Source organism: Halogranum rubrum (genome assembly GCF_900114455.1).
Taxonomy (GTDB): domain Archaea; phylum Halobacteriota; class Halobacteria; order Halobacteriales; family Haloferacaceae; genus Halogranum; species Halogranum rubrum.
Genome location: NZ_FOTC01000004.1, coordinates 231,771 through 253,319 on the forward strand (window position 1 = coordinate 231,771; position 21,549 = coordinate 253,319).

Genomic DNA, 21,549 nt, shown 5'->3' on the forward strand with positions numbered 1-21,549 from the left:
TCAGATTTAATGTATGGTGTTCACACCTGTTGTGTATGGATAGGCACACCGCGGAGCCGACAGCGGAGGCTCTCCCAGGCCCCAATGCGAAAGAGTGGGTCGAGTACCACACGAAACACGCTGCACCGAGTGAGTACTCCCACGAGTTCGTCTGGGACATCACTCGGGAGGCCGACGGTCCGTTCGTGACAGACGTCGACGGAAACGTCCTCCTCGATTTCACCTGCCACATCGGGGCCGCACCGCTCGGCTACAACAACGAGAAAGTCCTGGACAAACTCCAGGAGTTCGACCTCGTCGAGCCGATGAAAATCGCCGGGCAGGACATGTACTTCGGAGCGGGCGAAACGCCCGAATCGTCGGACGTGCCCGGGTCGAGCCACCTCATGGAGAAGCTCTGCGACGTCTCCAGTCAGTACGGGATGGACACCGTGTTCCTCTCGAACTCCGGGGCGGAGGCTGTCGAGAACAGTATGAAAATCTCGTACGACAACACACCGCAGGCGAAGTACGGCTTCGCCTTCCAGGACAGCTTCCACGGACGGACGTTCGGAACGCTGTCGGTGACGCGGTCGAAGGAAGTGTACACTCGTCACTACCCCGAACTCTCCGGGATGCGGATGGTGCCGTTCTGCGACGACCGAGGCTGTAGCCCCGACACCTGCGACTGTGGGTTCTTCGCCGGTGAAGGGTCCCGCCTCCGAACCATGCTCCATCCGAAGCACGGACACATCAACCCCGAGGAGGTGGCGTTCATCGTCCTCGAACCGATTCAGGGCGTCGGCGGCTACCGGTTCCCGAGCACGGAGTTCATGCAGGAGGTCCAAGACGTCAAGGAGGAGTACGACATCCCCCTCGTCGTCGACGAGATTCAGTCGGGTATCGGTCGAACCGGCGAGATGTGGGCATCCGACCACTACCCTATCGAACCGGACGTCATCGCCAGCGCGAAGGCGCTTCGAGTCGGTGCGACCATCTCGCGGTCCGAACTGTTCCCGGACGAGAAGAACCGCCTCGGGTCGACGTTCGGCGGCGGCGACCTCCTCTCGTCGATGCAGGGCGTGTTCACCTTGGAGGCCATCGAGGAACACGACCTGCTCGACAACGCAACGACGCGCGGTGAACAGGCAAAAGAACTCGTTCGCGACCACGCACCCGACTACGTCGAAGACGTTCGCGGGAAGGGGCTGATGCTCGCCATCGAGTTCGACACGCCGGAACGCCGCGACGTGGTCGTCCAGGAGGCACTGAAGCGCGGCTTACTCACTCTCGGCTGTGGCTCGAAGACGATTCGACTGCTCCCGCCGCTCGACTCGACGGAACGAGAAATCGAACTCGGCGTCGGCATCTTCACCGACGCGATAGCCGCCGCGAAGTAACGACACTTACTGTCTTCTCTGTGTTCTATCCAGTCAGTCCAGCGTGTGTGACGTGACGGCCACGCTATCGAGACTGTCGAGTGCGTCGACGACCGACCGGAGATGTTTCGCATCACTGCCCTCTACACCGAGTCTCACGGGCGTCCGGTTCGGGTCGTCCGTGGCGGTTCGACGTGTCCGTTCCAGTACGTCCAGTTCGGCCCCTCGCGACTCCACCGTCTCCGCCACCGCACTCACGCCCGCTGGCCAATCTGCGACAGCGACGTCGACGTCGGCGTATCGTTCGAGTTCCATCAACCCGGCACGGGCGAGTTCACCGTGCTCGGTGAGGTTGACGTTCCCACCGGAGACGACTGCGGCGACGTGTTCGTCGTTGACGTCGACTGCCCCCGACAGGAGCGCAGCGACGGGTGCAGCACCGGCCGTCTCCACGACCGTTTTCGCCCGTTCTGCCAGCAGCGTCAGCGCGACGCTCATCTCCGAGTCGGTCACCGAGACGACGTCGTCGACGCGTTCGCGAACGACTGCGAACGTCTTTTCGAGCAGACGAGTGTCGGCGATTCCCTCGGCGACTGTGTCGATTTCGGGGAGTTCGCGAATCTCGTCGTGTTCCAGTGACGGTTTCGCGTGAGACGCACCCTCTGGTTGGACGCCGACGACGCGAATCGACGGGTCGTGTTCTTTGAGCACCGTGGCGATGCCGGAGATGAGACCGCCGCCGCCGATGGAGACGAGGACGGTGTCGAGGTCCGGATACTGGTCGAGCAGTTCTCGGCCCACCGTTCCCTGCCCGGCGATGACGCCTTCGTCGTCGAACGGATGGACGAACTCCAATCGCTCCTCGTCGGCGAGTTTCAGCGCGTACTCGTAGGAACGCTCGTAGATGTCTCCTTCGACGATGACCTCCGCGCTGTAGCCCCGAGTCGCCTCGATTTTGGCTGCAGGCGTCACTTCGGGGACGACGATGGTCGTGTCGATGTCGAGCAGGTCACCCGCGAGTGCGACTCCTTGCGCGTGGTTGCCGGCGCTGGCGGCGACGACGCCGCGTTCCCGCACGTCGTCCGAGAGTTGCGCCATCGTGTTGTAGGCGCCGCGAATCTTGAACGACCCCGTTCGCTGCATGTTCTCGAGTTTGAGTCCGACCGACGCCGCGCCGCTCATCTCGGCGAACGTCGTCGAGGTGTCCAGCGGCGTTCGGTGGGCAACGTCGGCGATTCGGTCGTGCGCGGCCGCAACGTCCCCGACGGTGACGACATCGGTGGCACACCGTTCGCTCATCGACTCTCACCTGACTCGGTCTCTCCCACGGACAAGATCGCGTTCGTCAATATCTCGACGCCGATAGAGAGGCTTCGCTCGTCAACGTCGAACGTCGAGGTATGGTGGCTCGTCGGGTGGTCCGTTCCGACGATGAGGTACGTCGCGAGGCCACCCTCCTCCTGAACACGCTCCATCAGGAACGTCGCGTCCTCGCTCGCCCCGAAGTCCGCCGTCGGCGTCACCGTCTCGACGCCCTCGACGCCGCGGGCGGCGTCGGCGACGACGTCGACGAGTTCCGGGTCGCTGTCGGCCCGGGGCGACTCGCTGACGATTTCCACGTCGGCGTCACAGCCGTGCATCTCCGCCGAGGTGTGAAGCGTGTCGACGAGTTTCTCCTTCATGTACTCCATCAGTTCCGTCGTCTCGCCGCGCGCCTCGCCGAGGATGCTCACCTCGTCGGCGACGACGTTACTCGCGGTCCCACCCTCTGCCCGCCCAATGTTGACGCGAGTCATCCCGTCGCTGTGGCGCGGAATCGCGTAGGTGTTCTGTATCGCCGTCCCGAGCGCCTGCATGGCGTTGTCGCCCTCGTTCGGAGCCTTTCCGGCGTGGGCCGACGTGCCCTCGAACGTCGCGTCGACGTGGCACATCGCCAGCGGCCGCTCGATGCCCGCGACGACTTCGCCGGTCGGATGGTCGAGACCGACGTGGACGGCGAAGAGGTAGTCGACGTCGGCACAGTACTCGCTCTCCGCCATCGGGTGACCGCCCCCGGAGACTTCCTCGGCGGGTTGGAAGAACACTGTGAACGTGCCTTCGAAGTCGCTCTCTTTGACGGCTTCCAAGACGGCAAGCCCCCAGGTCATGTGGGCGTCGTGCCCACAAGCGTGCATCGACTCGTCGTACTTCGAGCGGAATCCCTCGGCTTCGGGGAGGTGGCTCTCGTCGGTCGACTCCTCGATGAACAGTGCGTCGATGTCGACGCGGAGACCCACGGACGGTCCCTCTCCGTTGCGGAGAACGGCGACGGCACCCGTGTTGCCGCCGGCCATCGTCTCCAGTAAATCGTCGTCGACACCGCGTTCGCGTGCGCGCTCCATCCATCGTTCTAGGTCGTCCGGGTCGGGTTCGGCCATCCGGTCGGCCGGGTCGTACGCCTCGGGACCGACGGCGAGTTCGTCGACGTCGATGCGGCGAATCTCCTCGACGAGTCGGTGCGTGGTATAGAACTCCCGCCACGCGGGTTCTGGGTGTTGGTGGAACTCTCGTCGCAACGATACCAGTCTCTCTGTGACCGGTGCTGACATGTGTGTCACATTCACACTCCTCTCACTTAACTATACACAGGATTTGTAGATGCCGAATACACAGAAAGACTAAGTCGAACAGTGCCAATGCACACACTATCGCACGCGTCTCGTCAGACGCATGTGTGAGCTAGCTATGAGTGAGAACGCCGACGTTGTCGTCCTCCGAGAGGGGACGGAAGGACTGTCGATGGAATCGTACGCCGAAACGCTTCAAGAGCGCATGCCCGAACACGATGTCGCGCTCGCTCGCACACCGAAAGAAGAGCGCGAACTGGTCGAAGAAGCCCGCGTCGTCACGGGAATCGCCATCGACGAGAACCTCCTCGCACGGGCGGAGAACCTCGAACTGTTCGCCTGCACGTTCGCCGGCACGGACCACGTGCCGATGGACGAACTCGAATCACGGGGTGTCGCCGTCACGAACGCCGGCGGGATTCACGCCCCAGGTATCGCCGAACAGGCCATCGGCAACATGCTCGTCTTCACCCGCCGCCTCCACGAGGGCTGGCGGCGCAAACAGCAGGGCGAGTGGCGGCACTTCCAGTCGCACGAGTTCACCGACAGCACGGTGACGGTCATCGGTCTCGGCTCTATCGGACAGGCCGTCGTCCAGCGACTGCAGGGGTTCGAGGTGGAGACGATTGGCGTCCGATACACGCCGTCGAAGGGCGGGCCGACCGACGAGGTGCTCGGGTTCGACGAAGACGACGTCCACGAGGCGCTCTCGCGGAGCGACTACGTCGTCGTCGCCTGCCCGCTCAACGACCTCACCCGGGGGCTCATCGGGAGCGCGGAACTGGCGACGATGCCGACAGACAGCGTCCTCGTCAACACCGCCCGCGGCGGCATCGTCGACACCGACGCGCTGGTGTCGGCGCTTCGCTCGAACAAGATTCGTGGTGCGGCCCTCGACGTGACCGACCCCGAACCGCTCCCCGCCGACCACCCGCTGTGGGGGCTCGAAAACTGTCTCATCACCCCGCACACGGGCGGTCACACCCCGAAGCACTGGGACCGACTCGCCGACATCGTCGGTGAGAACGTCGCTCGACTCGGGACTGGTGACGAGTTGGTGAACCAAGTGCTCGCTCCGGAGCAGAACTGACCCGCGATGGCGACGCAGGACCCCCGTTTGCAGGACGACTCCGCCGCTGACGACCCGGCCGACGACGACCGAGCGGACTACGACTACACCGGTGGCACCGTCGACCGAGAGGGACTCGTGTCCGACCTCGAATCGCTCGTCGAGGGGAACGTCCGGTTCGACGAGTACTCCCGACAACTGTACGCAACAGACGCCTCCGCCTACGAGGTGACGCCCGTCGGCGTCGTCTTCCCGCGGTCCACCGACGACGTCGCCGCGGTCGTCGACTACTGTGCGGAGCGTGAGATACCCGTCCTCCCTCGCGGCGGCGGCACTAGTCTCGCCGGACAGGCGACGAACGAAGCCGTCGTCCTCGACTTGAGCGTCCACATGAGCGACGTCGACGAAGTCGACTCGGACGCGCGTGTCGCCGACGTGCAAGCCGGTGCTGTGCTTGCCGACCTCAACGCCGAACTCGAACCGCACGACCTGAAGTTCGCGCCCGACCCCGCCGCCGGCGACCGGAGCACGGTCGGCGGCGCTATCGGAAACAACTCTACGGGTGCACACTCGCTGAAGTACGGTAAGACCGACGCCTACGTCGAGGCGGTCGAGGTAGTTCTCGCGGACGGCACCGTCACCACGTTCGGCGAAGTCACACTCGACGAACTTCGCGCGCGCGCCGACCCCGAGGGCGATATCGAGAGCCGAATCTACGACGCGCTCCGTCGCGTCGTCGACGAGGAGGCCGAGACGATTCGGGAGGTCTACCCGCAACTCAAGCGGAACGTCTCGGGCTACAACCTCGACCGACTCGTACAGGAATCTGAGTCAGAGGCCGAATCGGTCAACCTCGCCCGGGTCTTCGCCGGGAGCGAGGGGACGCTCGGTGTCGTCACGGCGGCGACCCTGTCGCTCGAACCGATTCCGGAGACCAAGTCGGTCGCGCTACTCACCTACCGCGACCTACTGGACGCGATGGCCGACGTCGACACCATCGTCCGCAACCACGACCCGGCCGCCGTCGAAGCTATCGACGACGTGCTGTTGGACCTCGCCCGCGACACCGAGGAGTTCGCAGAGGTAGCGACGATGCTCCCGCCGGAGACGGAGACGGCGCTACTCGTCGAGTTCTACGCCGACGACGAGGCACACGGGAGAGAGCAGGTCGCAGACCTCGTCGCCGATAGGGTGCCGACTGCGTCACCCAATGTCGAAGAGGACGCAGACGACGCAACTCTGCCGAGCGACGACCCGGTCCGCGCCTTCGACGTGCTGGAAGCGTACGACGCCGAGGAGCGGGCGACGCTCTGGAAACTCCGCAAGAGCGGGATGCCCATCCTCCTCTCGCGGACCACGGACGCGAAGCACATCTCGTTCATCGAGGACACGGCCGTCCCGACCGAGAACCTCGCGGACTACGTCGCCGACTTCCAGGAGGTGCTCGAAGACAACGACACGTTCGCCTCCTTCTACGCCCACGCCGGCCCCGGATGTATGCACATGCGGCCGCTCGTCGACACGAAGAGTCCGGCGGGCGTCGCGCAGATGGAGTCTATCTCCGATGCCGTAACCGACCTCGTCGTCGAGTACAACGGCTCCGTGTCGGGCGAACACGGCGACGGCCGTGCCCGGACCCAGTGGAACCGGAAACTGTACGGCGAGGAGGTCTGGTCCCTCTTTCGGGACCTCAAGTCGGCGTTCGACCCCGACTGGATTCTCAACCCAGGTCAGGTCTGTGGCGACGTCGATATGACCGAGAACCTCCGGATGGGTCCGGAGTACGACTTCGACGCCGGGTTCGACCCGGCCTTGGAGTGGGACAACGAGAACGGCTTTCAGGGGATGGTCGAACTCTGTCACGGCTGTGGCGGCTGTCGCGGCCAACAGGAGACGACGGGCGGCGTGATGTGTCCGACCTACCGCGCCGCCGAAGAAGAGAGCGTCGCGACCCGCGGCCGGGCGAACATGCTCCGGCAGGCGATGAGCGGTGACCTCGACGAAGACGCAGTCGACACCGAGTTCATGCGTGAAATCATGGACCTCTGTGTCGGCTGTAAGGGGTGTGCCCGCGACTGTCCGAGCGAAGTCGACATGGCGAAGTTGAAAGCCGAAGTCGAACACGCCCACCACGACGAACACGGGGCCGGCCTCCGCGAACGACTCTTCGCGAACATCGACCGACTCAACGAACTCGGGTCGACGCTGGCTCCCGTCTCGAACTGGGCCGCGAAGGTGCCCGGTGCACGCACAGTGGTGGAGAAGGTAGTCGGCATCGCCGAGGAGCGATCACTGCCGACGTTCCACCGCGAGAGCTTCGAGGAGTGGTTCGAGGCGCGTGGCGGGCCACAGGTGCCTGCCTCACAGGCGACACGGACGGTGCTGCTGTTCCCCGACACGTACACGAACTACAACCATCCCGACGCGGGGAAGGCGGCGATTCGAGTTCTCGAAGCGGCGGGCGTCCACGTTCGAATCCCGCAGGGTGTCACCTCGACCGGTCGACCGGCGCACTCGAAGGGCTTTCTCGACCTGTCGCGAAAGCGCGCGGCGACGAACGTCGACGTGCTCGCACCGCGCGTCGAAGACGGCTGGGACGTCGTCCTCGTCGAACCCTCCGACGCCGTGATGCTCCAGTCGGACTACCTCGACCTCCTGTCCGGCCGCGACGTCGAGCGAGTCGCCGCCAACAGCTACGGAATCCTCGAATACCTCGACCGCTTCGAGTTCGACCTCTCGTTCGACGCCGCGGAGTCGTCTGCGTCGTCGGCGACAGGTGCCGACTCGGCGTCTCTCACCTACCACGGCCACTGCCACCAGAAGGCGACGAAGAAGGACCACCACGCCGCCGCGGTGCTCCACGAAGCGGGCTACGAGGTGGACGTCCTCGACTCGGGATGCTGTGGGATGGCCGGGTCGTTCGGCTACGAGGCCGAACACTACTCGATGAGCAAAGCGATTGGAGATATCCTCTTCGAGCAAGTCGACGACAGCGACGGCGACGAAGTCGTCGCCCCCGGCGCATCTTGCCGAACCCAACTCGGCGATAGAGACGGTGGGGAGACGCCGTCTCATCCGGTCGAGAAGGTCGAAGCGGCACTGCAGAACTGAGTCGCGGCGACGTCTCACTCTCTCTTTCTTCGCCGAAAGTAGAAAGCTCGCTTCGAGAACGACTTGTTACGGCCAGAGTCCGCGCGTCTCTTTCGCCGTCGCGACGCGGGTGAGTGCGACGATGTACGCGGCGTCGCGCCACGTCACGTCGCGGTTTTCCACCTCGTTGCGCACCGCGTTCCACGCCTGCAGCATCTCGGACTCTAACTCGTCGTGGACGCGGTCCAGCGACCACTGTCGTCGGTTGATGTCCTGTAACCACTCGAAGTACGACACCGTGACGCCGCCAGCGTTGGCGAGGATGTCGGGAACGACCGGAATTCCGCGCTCCTCGAAGATGGTGTCGGCGGCGAACGTGGTCGGCCCGTTCGCCCCTTCGACGACGAGATTCGCCTGCACGTCGTCGGCGTTGTCGGCCGTGAGGACGTTCCCGACGGCCGCGGGGACGAGTACGTCGACGTCGAGTTCGAGCAGTTCTTCGTTCGAGCGCGTCTCGGGAGCGTCGTAGCCCGAGACCATCCCCGGGCGTTCCTCGTGGCCCATCACGTCCTTCGTGTCGAGGCCGTTGGGGTCGTAGATTGCGCCGTCCACGTCGGAGACGGCGACGACGTCCGCACCCCACTCGTCGAGAGCGCGGGCGGCGTTCGCACCGACACTCCCGTATCCCTGCACGGCGACGGTCGTGTCTTCGATGCCCCAGTCGTAGTACTCGATAGCCTCACGCGTGATAATGGCGACGCTCCGTCCGGGCGCTTCCTCGCGGCCGTAGGACCCGCCGATGACGGGCGGTTTTCCGGTGACGACACCGGGCGTCGTCTCACCCCGCTGCATCGAGTAGGCGTCCATGAACCACGCCATCGTCTGGGCGTCGGTTCCCATGTCGGGAGCGGGGACGTCCTGTTTCGGGCCGACGACGTCGCGGAGTTCTTCGGCGAAGCGCCGGGTGAGTCGCTCTTTCTCCTCGTCGCTCAGTGACTTCGGGTCGACGGCGATACCACCTTTCCCGCCGCCGAACGGGATGTCCATGACCGCGCACTTCCACGTCATCCACATCGAGAGGCCGATACACTCGTCGGCGTTGACCTCGGGGTGGTAGCGGAGTCCACCCTTGTACGGGCCGCGGACGTCGTCGTGTTGGGCGCGGAACCCCGTCAGCACCTCCAACTCGCCGTCGTCGCGTTTGAGCGGTACCGACACGCGTTGGACTTTCGTCGGATGTTTCAACCGCTCGACGACGCCGCTGTCGACGTCCACGTGGGTCGCGGCACGCTTCAGTTGGCGACGCGCGGTGGTCAGGGCTGATTCAGTCGTCTCGTTCGTTTCTGTCTCGTCGACGCTTTCGGATGTCGTTTGTGCCATGGTTACGTAGAGAACAGCTTCTGCGGGAAGTCAGCTAGCAGTTCGGCACCGTTCGAGGTGACGTGGAACGTCTCGCTGAGTTCGACGCCGAAGTCGTCGAACCAGAGTCCGGGAATCATGTGGAACGTCATGTCCTCTCGGAGAACCGTCTCGTCGCCCGGGCGGAGACTCGCCGTGTGTTCACCCCAGTCCGGCGGGTAGCCGAGTCCCATCGAGTAGCCGATTCGGTCTTCTTTCTTCAAGTCGTACTTCTGAAGCACCTCGCGCCACGCCGTCTCGACGCGCTCACAGGTGACGCCCGGTTCGGCGACGTCGAGGGCGGCGTTGATACCCTCGACGACGACTTCCATCCGGTCTTGCATCTCCTGCGGTGGGTCGCCGACGTAGGTCGTTCGCGCGAGCGGTGAGTGGTAGCGATGCCGACAACCCGAGAGTTCGATGATGACCGGGTCGCCCCGTTCGAACGGGCGGTCGGTCCACGTCAGATGCGGTGTTCCCGTGTGGTCACCGGAGGGCATGAGTGGGACGATAGACGGGTAGTCACCGCCGTAGTCCTCGGTTCCGTCGATGAGCGCGTTGTAGATGGCACGGGCGGCTTCCGACTCGGGAACACCTTCTTCGATTGCGTCGAGACCGGCGACCATCGCGTTCTCCGAGATACGAGCAGCCTCCTGCATGTAGTCGAGTTCCTGTTCGGACTTCTCGACGCGAATCCAGTTGACGAGGAGGGTTGTGTCTTCGAACTCGGCCTCGGGGAGGTTCTTCTGCAGACGCAGGTAGGACTTCGCTGTGAAGTAATACGCATCCATCTCCAGGCCGATTCGTGCGTCATCGACGCCGAGGTCCTCCAGAACTTCGGCGAAGAAATCCATCGGATGGAGGTCGTTCGGCGACTGGACGTGGTCGTCGCTGTACGGTCTGATGCTCTCCTCGTCGAGCCACGTGGTCGCACGAGCACCGTTTGCGTCCATCCCCCGGCCGACCCAGACCGGTTCGTCCCGATTCCGAGTCACAATAACCGCCTGGTGGACGTAGAACGACCAGCCGTCGTAGCCGGCCAGATAGTTCATGTTCGCCGGGTCGGCGACGACGAGTGCGTCGAGTTCTCGCTCGCGCATCCGCGCTTTCGTCTGTTCGATGCGTCTCTCGTACTCCCTGGGAGTGAACACTGACTGTGGCATGCTACCTGTTCTCGAAATAGGGGTTCGTCGAACAACTATTTGAATTTTTTGTGGACGACGACTACAGTTCGTGTGTACAAGAAGGAGCGGACTGGAGTTACGCCGACACCTGCTCGTCGGGAACGACACCGTCGTCCCACCCACGAATGTCGTAGTACTCCTCCAGCGCATCTTCGAAGCCTGGCAGGTCGTACGGGAGCGTGTCGTCCGCGCGGTCGAAGCCACGCTGGTTGTTGAAGTGGCGTTCGAGCGTGACGATGCGGTTACCGACGGCGAGTAACTCGTCGAACTCCGCACCGAACAGCATCTCGTAGCGCTCGGGGGTCATGTAGTCCCGCGAGAACTTACAGACGACGCCGCTGTCGTTGACCGCCATCTGGTTCTCTTTCTCGACGAGACGCTGGGGCTTCCCCTCGAACCCAGTGGGGTCGTAGGCGTCGTGTTCGTCGACGAGGGGGTACTCCTGGGAGTAGAACACGGCGTACATGTGGTCTGCGCCGCGGTTCGCGACGGCGTAGGAGAGGCCCTGTCCGTGGAGGACGCGACCCTCGTGAGCCGCGAAGTCCATCCCTTTCACCGTCCAGTCCGGAACGTCGAGGTCGTCGTGAACGCGGGCGATTCCTTCCGCGAGGTCGTCGCCGACGCCTTCTCGTTTCGCAATCTTCTCGACCGTCTCGTGGATGAGGTCGTCGTTGCCGAACTCGTCTTCGGCGGCGAGGTAGGCGGCGACGGTGTTTCCCGCCGAAATCGCGTCCAATCCGTAGCGGTCACAGAGTTCGTTCGACTTCATCACGTCGACGATGTCGTCGACGCCGGAGTTCGACCCGAACGCCATCGCTACCTCGAACTCGGGTCCTTCGGTCTCGACGCCACGCTCCTCGTCTCTCGTCGGGAGTTTACACGCGAACGCGCACGCAGAGCAGGTCCCCTTCTTGTACTTCTTCGCCTCGACGGCGTCGCCGTTGATTCCGTTGACGCCTTCGAACTGCTGTTCGGTGAAGTAGTAGGAGGGAAGCCCGTTCATCTCGTTGGCGAGGTCCATCACCGCGACCGTCCCCTGTCGCTTCATGATGTGGTCGTCCGTCGCCGCCTCGCGGTGAATCTCCATCTGAGAGGCGGGAATGTCGATGTCGGGTGCCGAGTCGCCCTCGAAGGTGAGCGCCTTCACGTTCTTCGACCCCAGAACCGCCCCGAGGCCGCCGCGACCGAATGCTCGCTCCTCGGAGGTCATGATGGACGCGAAGCGAACGAGATTCTCGCCCGCGGGACCGACGACGGCCGTCTGGTCCGCACCGATGCCGTGTTCGCCGTCGAGATAGGCGACGGTCTCGGGGACCGTCGCACCCGCGAGGTCCGGGACAGCCTCGAACTCGACGCCGTCGTCGGTGACGTGGAGAACGACGAGTTCGTCGCTCGAACCCGTAATCTCGACGGCGGCGTGACCCGTATCCGCGAAGTTTCGAGACATGAACCCGCCGGCGTTCGACGAGAGCAACCCGCCGGTGAGCGGCGAGACGGCCGTCGCGTTCATCCGACCGGTGAAACTCATCGTCGACGCCTGCATCGGTCCTGTCGCGAGGTACAAGCGATTCTCCGCTCCGAACGGGTCGGCGTCGAACGGAATCCGGTCGTGGGCGAGTTTCGTCGCGACGCCCCGTCCCCCGATGAACGATTCGAGGACGTCGTCGATAGACTCGGTCTCTGCCGTTCGCTCCCCGACGTCGACCGTGAGAAGCGGCCCCTGTGTGTGCAGCATACCCGAGACAACACATCCCGTGGTACTTAACGCTTCACGATATCTGTGTACACTGTCCGAAGCTTCTGTGTCCGCTGACACTATTCGAGTCAAAATCCGTGTACGGTCTGGGCGATTTCTGTGGACAAATTATTTATGACTGTTCCGCATTGGCACACGTATGCCAGCAGGACCATCGATAGAGGCGTTACACTTCGACGACGCACCGTCGGTCGACTCCGTCCCCGGCCCGAAGTCGCGGGCACTCATCGAGAAGCAACAGAACATCGACAGCAGTGCTGTCGCCTACCCCGAGGACATTCCGATTGCGTTCGAGGAGGGAAAAGGTGCGACGGTTCGTGACGTCGACGGAAACACGTTCATCGATATGTTCGCCGGCATCGGCGTGTTGAACGTCGGTCACTCGAACCCGTACGTCCTCGACGCCGTCCACGAGCAGACGGACAAGTTCGTCCACACCGTCGACTTCCCGACGGAAGCGCGACTCGACCTCATCGAGAAACTCGACGAGATCGCTCCGGGCGCACTCCAGGGGAACAACAAAGTCGTCTTCGGTGGTCCGACCGGCAGCGACGCAGTCGAGGCAGCGATCAAACTCGGCAAGTACAACACCGGTGGCAGTGGACTCATCGCCTTCCGTGGCGCGTACCACGGTGCGACGAGCGGTGCGATGAGCGTCACCTCGAACAAGAGCTTCAAGGAGGCGTACACGCCGCTGCTCCCCGACGTCGTTCACGCACCGTACCCGTACCCGTTCGGCCAAGAGAAGAGTCCACAGGCGGCAGTCGACCACGCACTCGAAGAGGTCCAAGCGATTCTCGAAGACCCCTACGGGGGTCTCGCGAACCCCGCAGGAATCATCGTCGAACCGATTCAGGGCGAAGGTGGTGTCATCACGCCGCCAGAGGGATTCCTGCAGGGACTTCGTGACCTCGCCACCGACAACGACGTGCCACTCATCTTCGACGAGATTCAGAGCGGCCTCGGTCGCTCTGGGCAGTGGTGGGCCAGCGAGTGGTACGACGTCACGCCGGACGTGATGACCTCCGCAAAGGCGCTCGGTGGCGTCGGCTTCCCGCTGTCGGCGACGATGTACGACGAATCGCTCGACACGTGGGGGTCGGGCGACCACGCCGGGACGTACCGTGGTCACGTCGTCGGGATGCGTGCCGGCACGCGGGCTATCGAGTACATCCAAGAGCACGACCTACTCGCCCACGCGCGCGACCTCGGCGACTACATCCAGACTCGCCTACGGGAGGCCGGCGAGGGCAACCCTCATCTCGCGAAGGTCCGCGGGAAGGGGCTATTCATCGGTGCAGAGTTCGTCGACGCCGACGGGCGTCCGGACGGCGAGATGGCCGACGCGATTCAAGACTACTGCTTCGAGCGCGGCGTCCTCGTCTGGAAGGCAGGTCGTCACGGTAACATCCTGCGCCTGCTCCCACCCCTCGTACTCACGCACGACCTCGCCGAGACGGCTCTCGACGTTATCGTCGACGCTATCGAGGCGACCACCGCCGCGAAGCAGACGGTCTAACAGGACACAACCGATGAGTCCAGAGCCAATTACGACCGACGACGCACCGAGGAACGACAACCCCTACTCACAGGGCGTTCGTGCGGGTGAGACGCTCTACGTCTCCGGTTACGGGCCAGTCGACCCGGAGACGGGCGAAGACGTCGACGGAGATGTGCGAGCAGAGACGAAGCAGGTACTCGACAACATCGCTGCGACCGTCGAGGAAGCAGGTGGGTCGCTCGACGACGTGGTCAAGGTGACCGTCTATCTGACCAACCTCGACGACTACGACCGCGTCAACGACGCCTACGGTGAGCAGTTCGGCGACGTGCCGCCCGCCCGCGTCTGTGTCGAGGTGTCACGTCTCCCCGACGACGTTCGCGTCGAGATGGACGCTATCGCCTACCTCGGATAGGCAGCGACGGAGCGTCTCCCTCAATCGTTCAACTCTTCGACGCGTCGGTTTCGCTGTTCGGCCGCTTCGTTCACCTTCTCCAGGAACTGGGTCATCTGCGCTTTCATCTCGTCACGCATCGTCGACGCCGAAAAGTCCTCAGATTCGGTCATGAGTCGAACGAACGCGCGCAGTTCTTCGTCGGTGATTTCGTCGAAGTTTCCACCGTCGAGTTTGTCGATGACTTCGTCGACGTCGATCTGCCCGACCGGGTCGACGTTGAAGTCCACTGTCACCATCCGGTAGTCCGACCCGGCGAGTTTCTGCTCTGCACGGTTGACGCCTTGGCCGAGCATGTCCTTGAACGGGACGTGATACCCCATCGTCCCGAGGTGGAGGAATCCGAGCATGTCGATGACACCCTGTGTGTAGTCGTCGCGAGCGTCTGCTTCGGGATTAAACACCGTCTCGCGGTCACGGTCTTCGAGGTGGTCGAAGAGGATACTGAAGTCGAGAATCGAGTTACGGAGTCGGCGACGGATTCTGTTTCGTTTCTGTTTCTTGGAGTGTTCCGTGTAGTCGGTCTTGCGACCGAGGAGGAACTCCCGGTCACTCGGCGTCAAGATACCCCGCCCGCGGTCGGCGGAGAAGGCCAGGCGTTCGTGAGAACCGCTTTCGTCTCGGTCGTCTTCCATACACAGTTTGTGTGTACAAACCGATTAAGAGTTACGAACGCACACAAGAGCACGTTCCCGCTGCGGAGCGGCCACAGCTACTCCAGTCAGAGGCTCGCGGTGGTAGAATTCGTGCTATAAAGTGTCTCTTTTCGGCACGAACTAAAAGGAATCAACGACATTCGTATACCTCGTCTCCAGTAGCCGTAACCTTTATCCAAATGACTCGTAATTGGTGTGTTGTGTCATGGGACAAGATACACTGTGCCATGACTAGTGGTCATACGATCCATGAGAACTCAGCACATCACCGACTATCAGCGGACTCCACGGCGTGTTCACGGCATCCGGAGGAGTCGCGTGACGTCGCCTAACCACGACAGCGGATGGAGTCGTATCGTGCCAAACTGTACGCAGAACGGAGAGAGACGATGAGCCAACCGAACGACCAAGGGCCCCTCAGTGAGTTCCTCGAAGAGATCGAACCGATCGTGTTCGCGTTCGGTGCGGGTATCACCCTTCTCTTCGTCGCCGTCTTCGCGTTCAACCCAGAGGCGGCGGGGAACCTCGTCACGAGGGGAACGGAGTTCGTACTCGGACACTTCAACTGGGCGTTCTTGTTAGTGATGCTGGGGTTCGTGTTCTTCCTCCTCTTTCTCATCTTGGGCCCCTGGGGACGGCTCAAACTCGGTGACAAGAGCCCCGAGTTCAGTTACTTTTCGTACTTTACGATGATCTACTCGGCGGGTCTCGCCGCAGGCATCGTCTTCTGGGGACCTGCTGAGGCGCTCCTCCACTATTCGACCGTCCCACCCCTGTACGACGTCGCCGCCGAGTCGCAAGCGGCACTTCCCATCGCGGTACAGTACTCCATATTCCACTGGGCGATTATCCAGTGGTCGTGCTTTACCGTCATGGGACTCGGAATCGGTTACTTCGTTCACGAACACGGCGCACCGCTCCGTGTGTCCGCCGTGCTGACGCCGTTCGTCGGTGCGGACAACGTCGACAATCTGCCCGGGAAACTCATCGACATTCTCGCCGTGTTCGCGACGCTCGGGGGAGTCGCGACGTCGCTCGGGTTCATCGGGCAACAGTTCCTCACCGGACTCGAGTTTCAGTGGGGCATCCAACTCGGTGACGCCGGAACGATTGGCGTCATCACTGGGATGACGGCGCTGTTCACCGTGTCGCTCGTCCTCGGGGTCGACAAAGGAATTCGTCGCCTCTCGAACTTCAACATGATTCTGTTCGGCGTGCTGATGGTGACGACGCTCCTCTTCGGGCCGACCGTTCGCGTGCTCGAACTCAGCACGCAGGCGATGGGTGGTCTCATCGGCGATTTCTTCAAGATGAGCCTCTTCGCCGACTACACTAACGGTGGCGCGTGGTCGAACGCGTGGACCGTCTTCTACTGGCTGTGGCCGCTCGCGTGGTCGCCGTTCGCCGGTCTGTTCATCGCACGTATCTCTCGTGGTCGCAGCGTGCGTGAAGTCGCGTTCACCGGCATCGTGGCGACGTCGCTCGCGACGATTCCGTGGTTCGCTATCGTCGGTGGAACGGCGGCCATCTACCAACACACGGGCGTCGCAAACATCCTGGGTCCGGTCAACGAGTACGGAGAAGCCGTCTCGGGGTACGTGCTCTTCGGCGCAATCGAGTTCATGGGGCTGCCGGTTGGAACACTGCTCTTGTTCGGCTTCCTCGTCCTCGTGACGACGTTCTTCGTGACCTCTGCGGATTCGTCGACGCTCGCCGTCTCGATGATGACGACTGGCGGGAAGGAGGAACCCTCGGCGATCAACCGCGTCTTCTGGGGGATTCTCCAGGGTGCGGTCGCGTCGATTCTGATGGTCATCGGTGGGGTGAGTGCACTTCAGTCCGCTGCGATTATCACTGGTGGCCCGTTCGCCATCGTCTGTATCATCGCCGTACTCGGACTCGTGAAGACGTTCCGTAGCGAGGGTGGAAACGTGCTTCTTCGCGAGGAGACGACCCTCTACGGGAAACCTGACACGACAGAGGCTGACTCTACTCGAGGGGCTACCAGCGACGACGACTGACTCACGAGTGGTCTGCGACCACTCGGGTACTTTTCCTTCGAACGGTTCGCTCCTGCTTTCCATACGGATTTCGATCTCACCGTGCCGTTCGGATTGGTTCCGATAGAACGGATATAAGCCGCCGTGACGTCCACCTCGACTTACAAAATATCGTCGAGCACGATGCCACACAGACGAGGGATAGTTCGTCCGAAGTCTGCTGCTACAGTTCAGTCCAGTCGCTGTCGCTCTGGTGTTCCTGAGAGCCGAATGTTTTTCTATCTCTCTTCGGTACCACTCTCTGACTCGTCATCGCGTAACGAGGGGCGACTATGACAGCATTAGTTGTGTAATGAAAGAGCATTCGACTAACTGTCTAATCAGGAGAGACACATGTTCTCTCTTCGCAGTGCTCGCGTTGGTCATCCGACGAGGCATGCTGTCAGTTAACGAGAGACGGCCCTGCATCTATCTCCGACTGACCAACTGTGTAGCAACTTCGGTATTGTTTGACGACAGTTCAGGTGATTGAACGGACTCGTTCAGTCGGCGCCGGTAGGAGGTCTCGGTTCCTCCCTGAAGAACGTTTAAGTGGGGTCGCGGAGATGCTGTGACTCCCCCGATTCACTCACAGCTCCATTCAATTTCTGTGTATGTGTTTCCAACTCTTCTGCTGAATCTCTACTGAGAAGGTTCTATGTGTGTGAAATTCGAACAGGTGGTAACTTAATCTCTATAACAGCAACATCATGTATTCTACTATGGGTATTTGTTATCAGATTCCGTTTACGAAGTTCTAGCTGAGCTGCGAAGTAGAGAGACAATAGTTGACATAGTCCTAAGTAATCGGCGCGAATCATCTCTGTATGATTCCTCGACGGACGGAGAACGGTCTCAAGACGACCGAAATCTCTCTCCAACTCATCGAACTGCTCGTCGAACAGAACGGCGCGACGTTGGGCGACGTCGTCGACGAGACTGGACTCGCGCGGAGTACTGTTCACAACCACTTGCAGACACTTTCACAGTACGGCTACGTCGTCCGCGAGAACAATAGCTACCGAGTCGGTCTCAAACTGCACCATTTGGGCGACTTCGCTCGCAAGCAAAACGAGGTGTACGATATTGCAAAGCGAATCGTCACGGACCTCGCAGACGAGACGGAGTTAGAAGTCGACTTCACAGTCGAAGAGAACGGCCGGACTGTCTCACTCTACGACGTGACGAACTACACTGATACGCCTTCGTTCCTCGTCGATGGACGACTCTTCCACATGCACAGTACGGCATCGGGTAAGTCGATTCTAGCAGAATATCCGACTGCTCGCGTCGAAGAGATACTCGACCAGTGGGGACTCCCCGCCGAAACCTCAAAGACGATTACGACACGAGCAGAGCTGTTCGACGACTTAGATCGGACTCGAGAGCGAGGGTACGCTCTCAACGACGAGGAAGCTATCGAAGGTCTCTGGGCCGTGAGTAAAGTAGTGAAAGACCAACTCGGCCGTGTCTGTGGGTCGCTGAACGTGTGTGGACCGACTTATCTTCGTACTGACGAGCGAGAGCGGGCAGTCGTCGACCAACTTGAGCAACAAGTCACGAGATTTGAACAGGAGATCACGAACTCTGGCTAGCTCCCGAGAGCTTCACTCTCGGGGCTGTCGGACCAATATTACCACTCTGCGTCGAGTTCCTCGTGGAGATACGGTTTCGCGTCTTCGCCGGTGTAAGAGGCGACGACGTGACCATCGCCTTCGAGATGGTACTTGTAGGTAGTCAATCCTTCGAGACCGACCGGGCCGCGGGCATGGATTTTACCGGTGCTGATGCCGACCTCAGCGCCGAGACCGAAACGGTAGCCATCACTGAAGCGCGTCGAAGCGTTGTGGAAGACACTCGCCGAGTCGAGACTACGCATGAACTGACTCGCTCGTTCGTCGTCGTCGGTCACGATCGACTCCGTATGCTTCGAGCCGTAGTTCGTGATGTGGCTGATGGCATCGCCGAGTGAGTCGACGACTCTAATCGAGAGAATCAAATCGCCGTATTCGGTCGACCAGTCGTCCTCGGTTGCTGTGTCCATCTCGACGATTTCTCGGACGGCGTCGTCGCCGCGTAGTTCGACGCCGGCGTCTGCATACCGGGCTGTGATCTCGGGGAGGAACTCTTCGGCGACGTCTCGGTGGACTAACAGCGTCTCGACGGCGTTACACACCGCAGGATACTGCACTTTTGCATCGTAGGCGACGTTGCTCGCCATGGTGAGGTCGGCGGCCTCGTCGACGTAGACGTGACAGATTCCTTCCGTGTGGCCAAGGACGGGAATACTCGTGTTGTTCTGAATATAGCGGACGAACTCTGAACTACCTCGTGGCATGAGGAGGTCGATTGCATCGTCCATCTCGAGCAAGGCATCGACGTCCTCGCGTGCTTCGATGAGCTGTGCCCAGCCGTCAGGTAGCGTTTCGGTCGCCTCTCGAATAATCTCGTAGAGGACGCGATTCGAGTGGCTCGCTTCGCTTCCACCTTTCAGGATAACGGCATTGCCAGACCTGAGACAGAGGGCTGCGATCTGGACCAGTGCATCGGGCCTCGATTCGAAGACCGTTCCGACGACGCCGATCGGAACAGCGACCTTGTACAGTTCGAGGTCGGTGTCGAGTCGACGCGCGGCTAAAGTCTTCTCGAGCGGGTCCTCCTGTTCTGCGACGCTTCTGACCATCTCCGCGATACTCTCGAGTTTCGATGGGGAGAGCTCTAGACGGTCGACGAGCGCTTGACTGTACTCACCTTCTGCAAGCATCTCTTCTCCCGCCGTGACGTCTTTTTCGTTCGCTTCGAGAATCTCTTCGTGATGAGCGTCAATCGCATCAGCGATCGAGTTCAAACCTTGTCGTCGCTCGTCGTCAGAGAGCGTCGCAAGTTCGAGTGCCGCTGTCTGTGCCTCTTTCACTTTCGTTTCGGCTGTGTGCTCAGTCATTGATGGCTCCGTTTATCGGGATGAAGATAGTGCCGATCGATTCGCCAGCAGCGATATTCTCGAGGACATCTTCCTGTGTCGACTCCGCGATAATCGCTGGAATACCGTGCTCACTCACGTTTCGGGCACCTTGGACCTTCGTTTGAATACCGCCGAACTTGTTCGTCGAGCTCTCCTGAGTAATCGCTTGCACTTCGTCGTAGTTCCGTCCGACAGCTTTGATCCGCTCGACCGCGGGGTCTTCCTTTGGATTCCCCGTATAGACACCTCCGACGTCGGTCAACGTGACTAGCAAGTCGACGTCGATATCGATTGCAACTGTCGACGAGAGCATGTCATTGTCCCCGATCTGGATCTCTTCGGTTGCGACGGCATCGTTCTCGTTGATGATTGGGACGATATCCCACTCGAGAAGTGTCTCGATTGTATTTCGAACGTTGGTAAACCGCTCGGGGTTTTCGAGGTCGTGCTGGGTCAACAGAAGCTGAGCGATTTTCTGGTCGTACCGCTCGAAACTCTCTGTGTACCGCTGCATGAGGTAACTCTGCCCAACTGTCGACAAGGCTTGGGCCTCTTCGATGTTCTCTTCGGAATACCCCACCCGACCCTTTCCGGCACCGACTGCTCCAGACGACACGAGGATGACGTCTTTGCCTCGCTCACGGAGACTGACGATATCGTCGACGAGCTTGTCGAGTTTCGTATCGTCAAGATTCGATTCGTGATCGGTGAGCGAGTTCGTTCCTGCCTTGACAATGACGCGCTCAGCATTGGCTGCGAGTTGACGTGCCTGCGCAACTTCCTCTCGTTCGACTCCTTCAATCATCATATGGTTTATATCCGGATTCCCTCACCGGTGTTTGGCCGCCAGTGTCGCGTCGACGGCCGTCTTATCTCTATTACTTTTCCAGAAGGTGTTCATCCCTTCGATTGCCGTTACCCTCGACGAGAGGAAGCAGCTATACAGATGTGTCTGTTGCCGCAAGGAACAGTCAACGAGATAACTAGATAGGTAAGTGGTTGACTCTCGCATCAACTCATCGCTCCGTTAGGTGCGGTGACCAAACTGCTCAGTCGGTCAAAATCCTGAAACCTTCTGTCTATAACTCGCCGCTCTCAGACGATGGCTGCTGACAGCTACTGTAACCAATTGGCTGGACGGCACTGTCTAGTTAACCTCCTGAGCTGGCGTTCGACCACCGAGCGATTGATGCGGTCGCTGAAAATTATAGTAATGAACGAACACTGCAAGCCACCGGCGGACGCTCAGCCGACTGCCCACCCATGAGTTGTGGAAACGGTCGACCCTCATTTTGAACGTGTGAAACCACTTTTCGATCAGGTTTCGCTCTGTGTAGTCGACCCGACCGTTCAACCCTAATCGAGAGAAGGCAGTCCGATAACCGAAGGCATCGGCGAGAAACACCGCGTCTGAACAGTCGTGTTTCTCGCAAACGCCGTGGAGAAACGCAGCCGCCGGATCAGTCCCATGATTCT

General features: G+C 61.2%; 16 protein-coding genes. 7 read left to right on the forward strand and 9 right to left on the reverse strand.

Annotation, left to right across the window (positions count from 1 at the left end; genetic code table 11):
* The first annotated feature begins 35 nt into the window (after positions 1 to 35).
* A complete protein-coding gene (locus BM083_RS17010) occupies positions 36 to 1,379 on the forward strand; it encodes an aminotransferase class III-fold pyridoxal phosphate-dependent enzyme (protein ID WP_009377493.1) in 1,344 nt (447 codons plus the stop codon).
* 33 nt (positions 1,380 to 1,412) lie between these two features.
* On the opposite strand, the gene ilvA is transcribed toward BM083_RS17010, so the two are convergent.
* Both ilvA and BM083_RS17020 read right to left on the reverse strand, forming a co-directional pair.
* On the reverse strand, positions 1,413 to 2,657 hold the full coding sequence (gene ilvA, locus BM083_RS17015; RefSeq protein ID WP_089870903.1) for a threonine ammonia-lyase: 1,245 nt from the start codon (positions 2,655 to 2,657) through the stop codon (positions 1,413 to 1,415).
* Positions 2,654 to 3,946 carry an amidohydrolase gene (locus tag BM083_RS17020; protein WP_089870905.1) on the reverse strand — a complete coding sequence of 431 codons (1,293 nt, stop codon included), beginning with the start codon at positions 3,944 to 3,946 and terminating at the stop codon, positions 2,654 to 2,656. The genes ilvA and BM083_RS17020 overlap by 4 nt, the downstream gene beginning before the upstream one ends.
* A 136-nt stretch (positions 3,947 to 4,082) precedes the next feature.
* Between BM083_RS17020 and BM083_RS17025 the strand changes: the two genes are divergently transcribed.
* Both BM083_RS17025 and BM083_RS17030 read left to right on the forward strand, forming a co-directional pair.
* A complete protein-coding gene (locus BM083_RS17025) occupies positions 4,083 to 5,054 on the forward strand; it encodes a D-2-hydroxyacid dehydrogenase (RefSeq protein ID WP_089870907.1) in 972 nt (323 codons plus the stop codon).
* A gap of 6 nt (positions 5,055 to 5,060) precedes the next feature.
* Positions 5,061 to 8,144, forward strand: coding sequence for an FAD-binding and (Fe-S)-binding domain-containing protein (locus BM083_RS17030; RefSeq protein WP_089870910.1), 3,084 nt, complete (start codon positions 5,061 to 5,063; stop codon positions 8,142 to 8,144).
* A gap of 66 nt (positions 8,145 to 8,210) precedes the next feature.
* Here the strand turns inward: BM083_RS17030 and gdhB are convergent, their stop codons facing one another.
* From gdhB to BM083_RS17045, 3 genes are all read right to left on the reverse strand, one after another.
* Positions 8,211 to 9,503 (reverse strand): glutamate dehydrogenase GdhB, encoded by a 1,293-nt coding sequence (gene gdhB / locus BM083_RS17035; RefSeq protein WP_089870913.1) that lies wholly within the window; start codon positions 9,501 to 9,503, stop codon positions 8,211 to 8,213.
* A 2-nt stretch (positions 9,504 to 9,505) separates the two neighbouring features.
* A complete protein-coding gene (locus tag BM083_RS17040; RefSeq protein WP_089870915.1) occupies positions 9,506 to 10,684 on the reverse strand; it encodes a M24 family metallopeptidase in 1,179 nt (392 codons plus the stop codon).
* A 97-nt stretch (positions 10,685 to 10,781) separates the two neighbouring features.
* Positions 10,782 to 12,440, reverse strand: coding sequence for an aldehyde ferredoxin oxidoreductase family protein (locus tag BM083_RS17045; protein WP_089870917.1), 1,659 nt, complete (start codon positions 12,438 to 12,440; stop codon positions 10,782 to 10,784).
* Between the two features lie 160 nt (positions 12,441 to 12,600).
* Here BM083_RS17045 and BM083_RS17050 point away from each other — a divergent pair, with 160 nt between their 5' ends.
* Both BM083_RS17050 and BM083_RS17055 read left to right on the forward strand, forming a co-directional pair.
* Entirely contained in the window at positions 12,601 to 13,980 is a 1,380-nt protein-coding gene (locus BM083_RS17050; RefSeq protein ID WP_089870919.1) for an aspartate aminotransferase family protein, read from the forward strand.
* Positions 13,981 to 13,993: 13 nt separating this feature from the next.
* Positions 13,994 to 14,377 carry a RidA family protein gene (locus BM083_RS17055; RefSeq protein WP_089870921.1) on the forward strand — a complete coding sequence of 128 codons (384 nt, stop codon included), beginning with the start codon at positions 13,994 to 13,996 and terminating at the stop codon, positions 14,375 to 14,377.
* Positions 14,378 to 14,397: 20 nt separating this feature from the next.
* On the opposite strand, the gene BM083_RS17060 is transcribed toward BM083_RS17055, so the two are convergent.
* Positions 14,398 to 15,051 carry a DUF8102 family protein gene (locus BM083_RS17060; RefSeq protein ID WP_089870923.1) on the reverse strand — a complete coding sequence of 218 codons (654 nt, stop codon included), beginning with the start codon at positions 15,049 to 15,051 and terminating at the stop codon, positions 14,398 to 14,400.
* Positions 15,052 to 15,461: 410 nt separating this feature from the next.
* On the opposite strand from BM083_RS17060, the gene BM083_RS17065 reads away from it, so the two are divergent.
* Positions 15,462 to 17,093 (forward strand): BCCT family transporter, encoded by a 1,632-nt coding sequence (locus BM083_RS17065; RefSeq protein ID WP_089870967.1) that lies wholly within the window; start codon positions 15,462 to 15,464, stop codon positions 17,091 to 17,093.
* A gap of 845 nt (positions 17,094 to 17,938) precedes the next feature.
* A complete protein-coding gene (locus tag BM083_RS17070; protein ID WP_089870925.1) occupies positions 17,939 to 18,706 on the forward strand; it encodes an IclR family transcriptional regulator in 768 nt (255 codons plus the stop codon).
* Between the two features lie 38 nt (positions 18,707 to 18,744).
* On the opposite strand, the gene BM083_RS17075 is transcribed toward BM083_RS17070, so the two are convergent.
* From BM083_RS17075 to BM083_RS17085, 3 genes are all read right to left on the reverse strand, one after another.
* Positions 18,745 to 20,052, reverse strand: coding sequence for a glutamate-5-semialdehyde dehydrogenase (locus BM083_RS17075; protein ID WP_089870927.1), 1,308 nt, complete (start codon positions 20,050 to 20,052; stop codon positions 18,745 to 18,747).
* Positions 20,045 to 20,878, reverse strand: coding sequence for a glutamate 5-kinase (gene proB / locus BM083_RS17080; protein WP_089870970.1), 834 nt, complete (start codon positions 20,876 to 20,878; stop codon positions 20,045 to 20,047). Before proB ends, BM083_RS17075 begins: the two co-directional genes overlap by 8 nt.
* Before the next feature lie 342 nt (positions 20,879 to 21,220).
* Positions 21,221 to 21,549 (reverse strand): integrase core domain-containing protein (locus tag BM083_RS17085; protein WP_143085760.1); only part of this gene is annotated, 329 nt, incomplete at its 5' end.

Bases quoted from the DNA above. Each gene is read 5' to 3' on its own strand.
- BM083_RS17065 (WP_089870967.1), top strand. From the start codon at position 15,462: ATGAGCCAACCGAACGACCAAGGGCCCCTCAGTGAGTTCCTCGAAGAG.
- BM083_RS17010 (WP_009377493.1), top strand. From the start codon at position 36: ATGGATAGGCACACCGCGGAGCCGACAGCGGAGGCTCTCCCAGGCCCC.
- BM083_RS17050 (WP_089870919.1), top strand. From the start codon at position 12,601: ATGCCAGCAGGACCATCGATAGAGGCGTTACACTTCGACGACGCACCG.
- BM083_RS17030 (WP_089870910.1), top strand. From the start codon at position 5,061: ATGGCGACGCAGGACCCCCGTTTGCAGGACGACTCCGCCGCTGACGAC.
- BM083_RS17040 (WP_089870915.1), bottom strand. From the start codon at position 10,684: ATGCCACAGTCAGTGTTCACTCCCAGGGAGTACGAGAGACGCATCGAA.
- BM083_RS17070 (WP_089870925.1), top strand. From the start codon at position 17,939: ATGATTCCTCGACGGACGGAGAACGGTCTCAAGACGACCGAAATCTCT.
- BM083_RS17025 (WP_089870907.1), top strand. From the start codon at position 4,083: ATGAGTGAGAACGCCGACGTTGTCGTCCTCCGAGAGGGGACGGAAGGA.
- BM083_RS17020 (WP_089870905.1), bottom strand. From the start codon at position 3,946: ATGTCAGCACCGGTCACAGAGAGACTGGTATCGTTGCGACGAGAGTTC.
- BM083_RS17075 (WP_089870927.1), bottom strand. From the start codon at position 20,052: ATGACTGAGCACACAGCCGAAACGAAAGTGAAAGAGGCACAGACAGCG.
- BM083_RS17045 (WP_089870917.1), bottom strand. From the start codon at position 12,440: ATGCTGCACACACAGGGGCCGCTTCTCACGGTCGACGTCGGGGAGCGA.
- proB (WP_089870970.1), bottom strand. From the start codon at position 20,878: ATGATTGAAGGAGTCGAACGAGAGGAAGTTGCGCAGGCACGTCAACTC.
- BM083_RS17055 (WP_089870921.1), top strand. From the start codon at position 13,994: ATGAGTCCAGAGCCAATTACGACCGACGACGCACCGAGGAACGACAAC.
- ilvA (WP_089870903.1), bottom strand. From the start codon at position 2,657: ATGAGCGAACGGTGTGCCACCGATGTCGTCACCGTCGGGGACGTTGCG.
- BM083_RS17060 (WP_089870923.1), bottom strand. From the start codon at position 15,051: ATGGAAGACGACCGAGACGAAAGCGGTTCTCACGAACGCCTGGCCTTC.
- gdhB (WP_089870913.1), bottom strand. From the start codon at position 9,503: ATGGCACAAACGACATCCGAAAGCGTCGACGAGACAGAAACGAACGAG.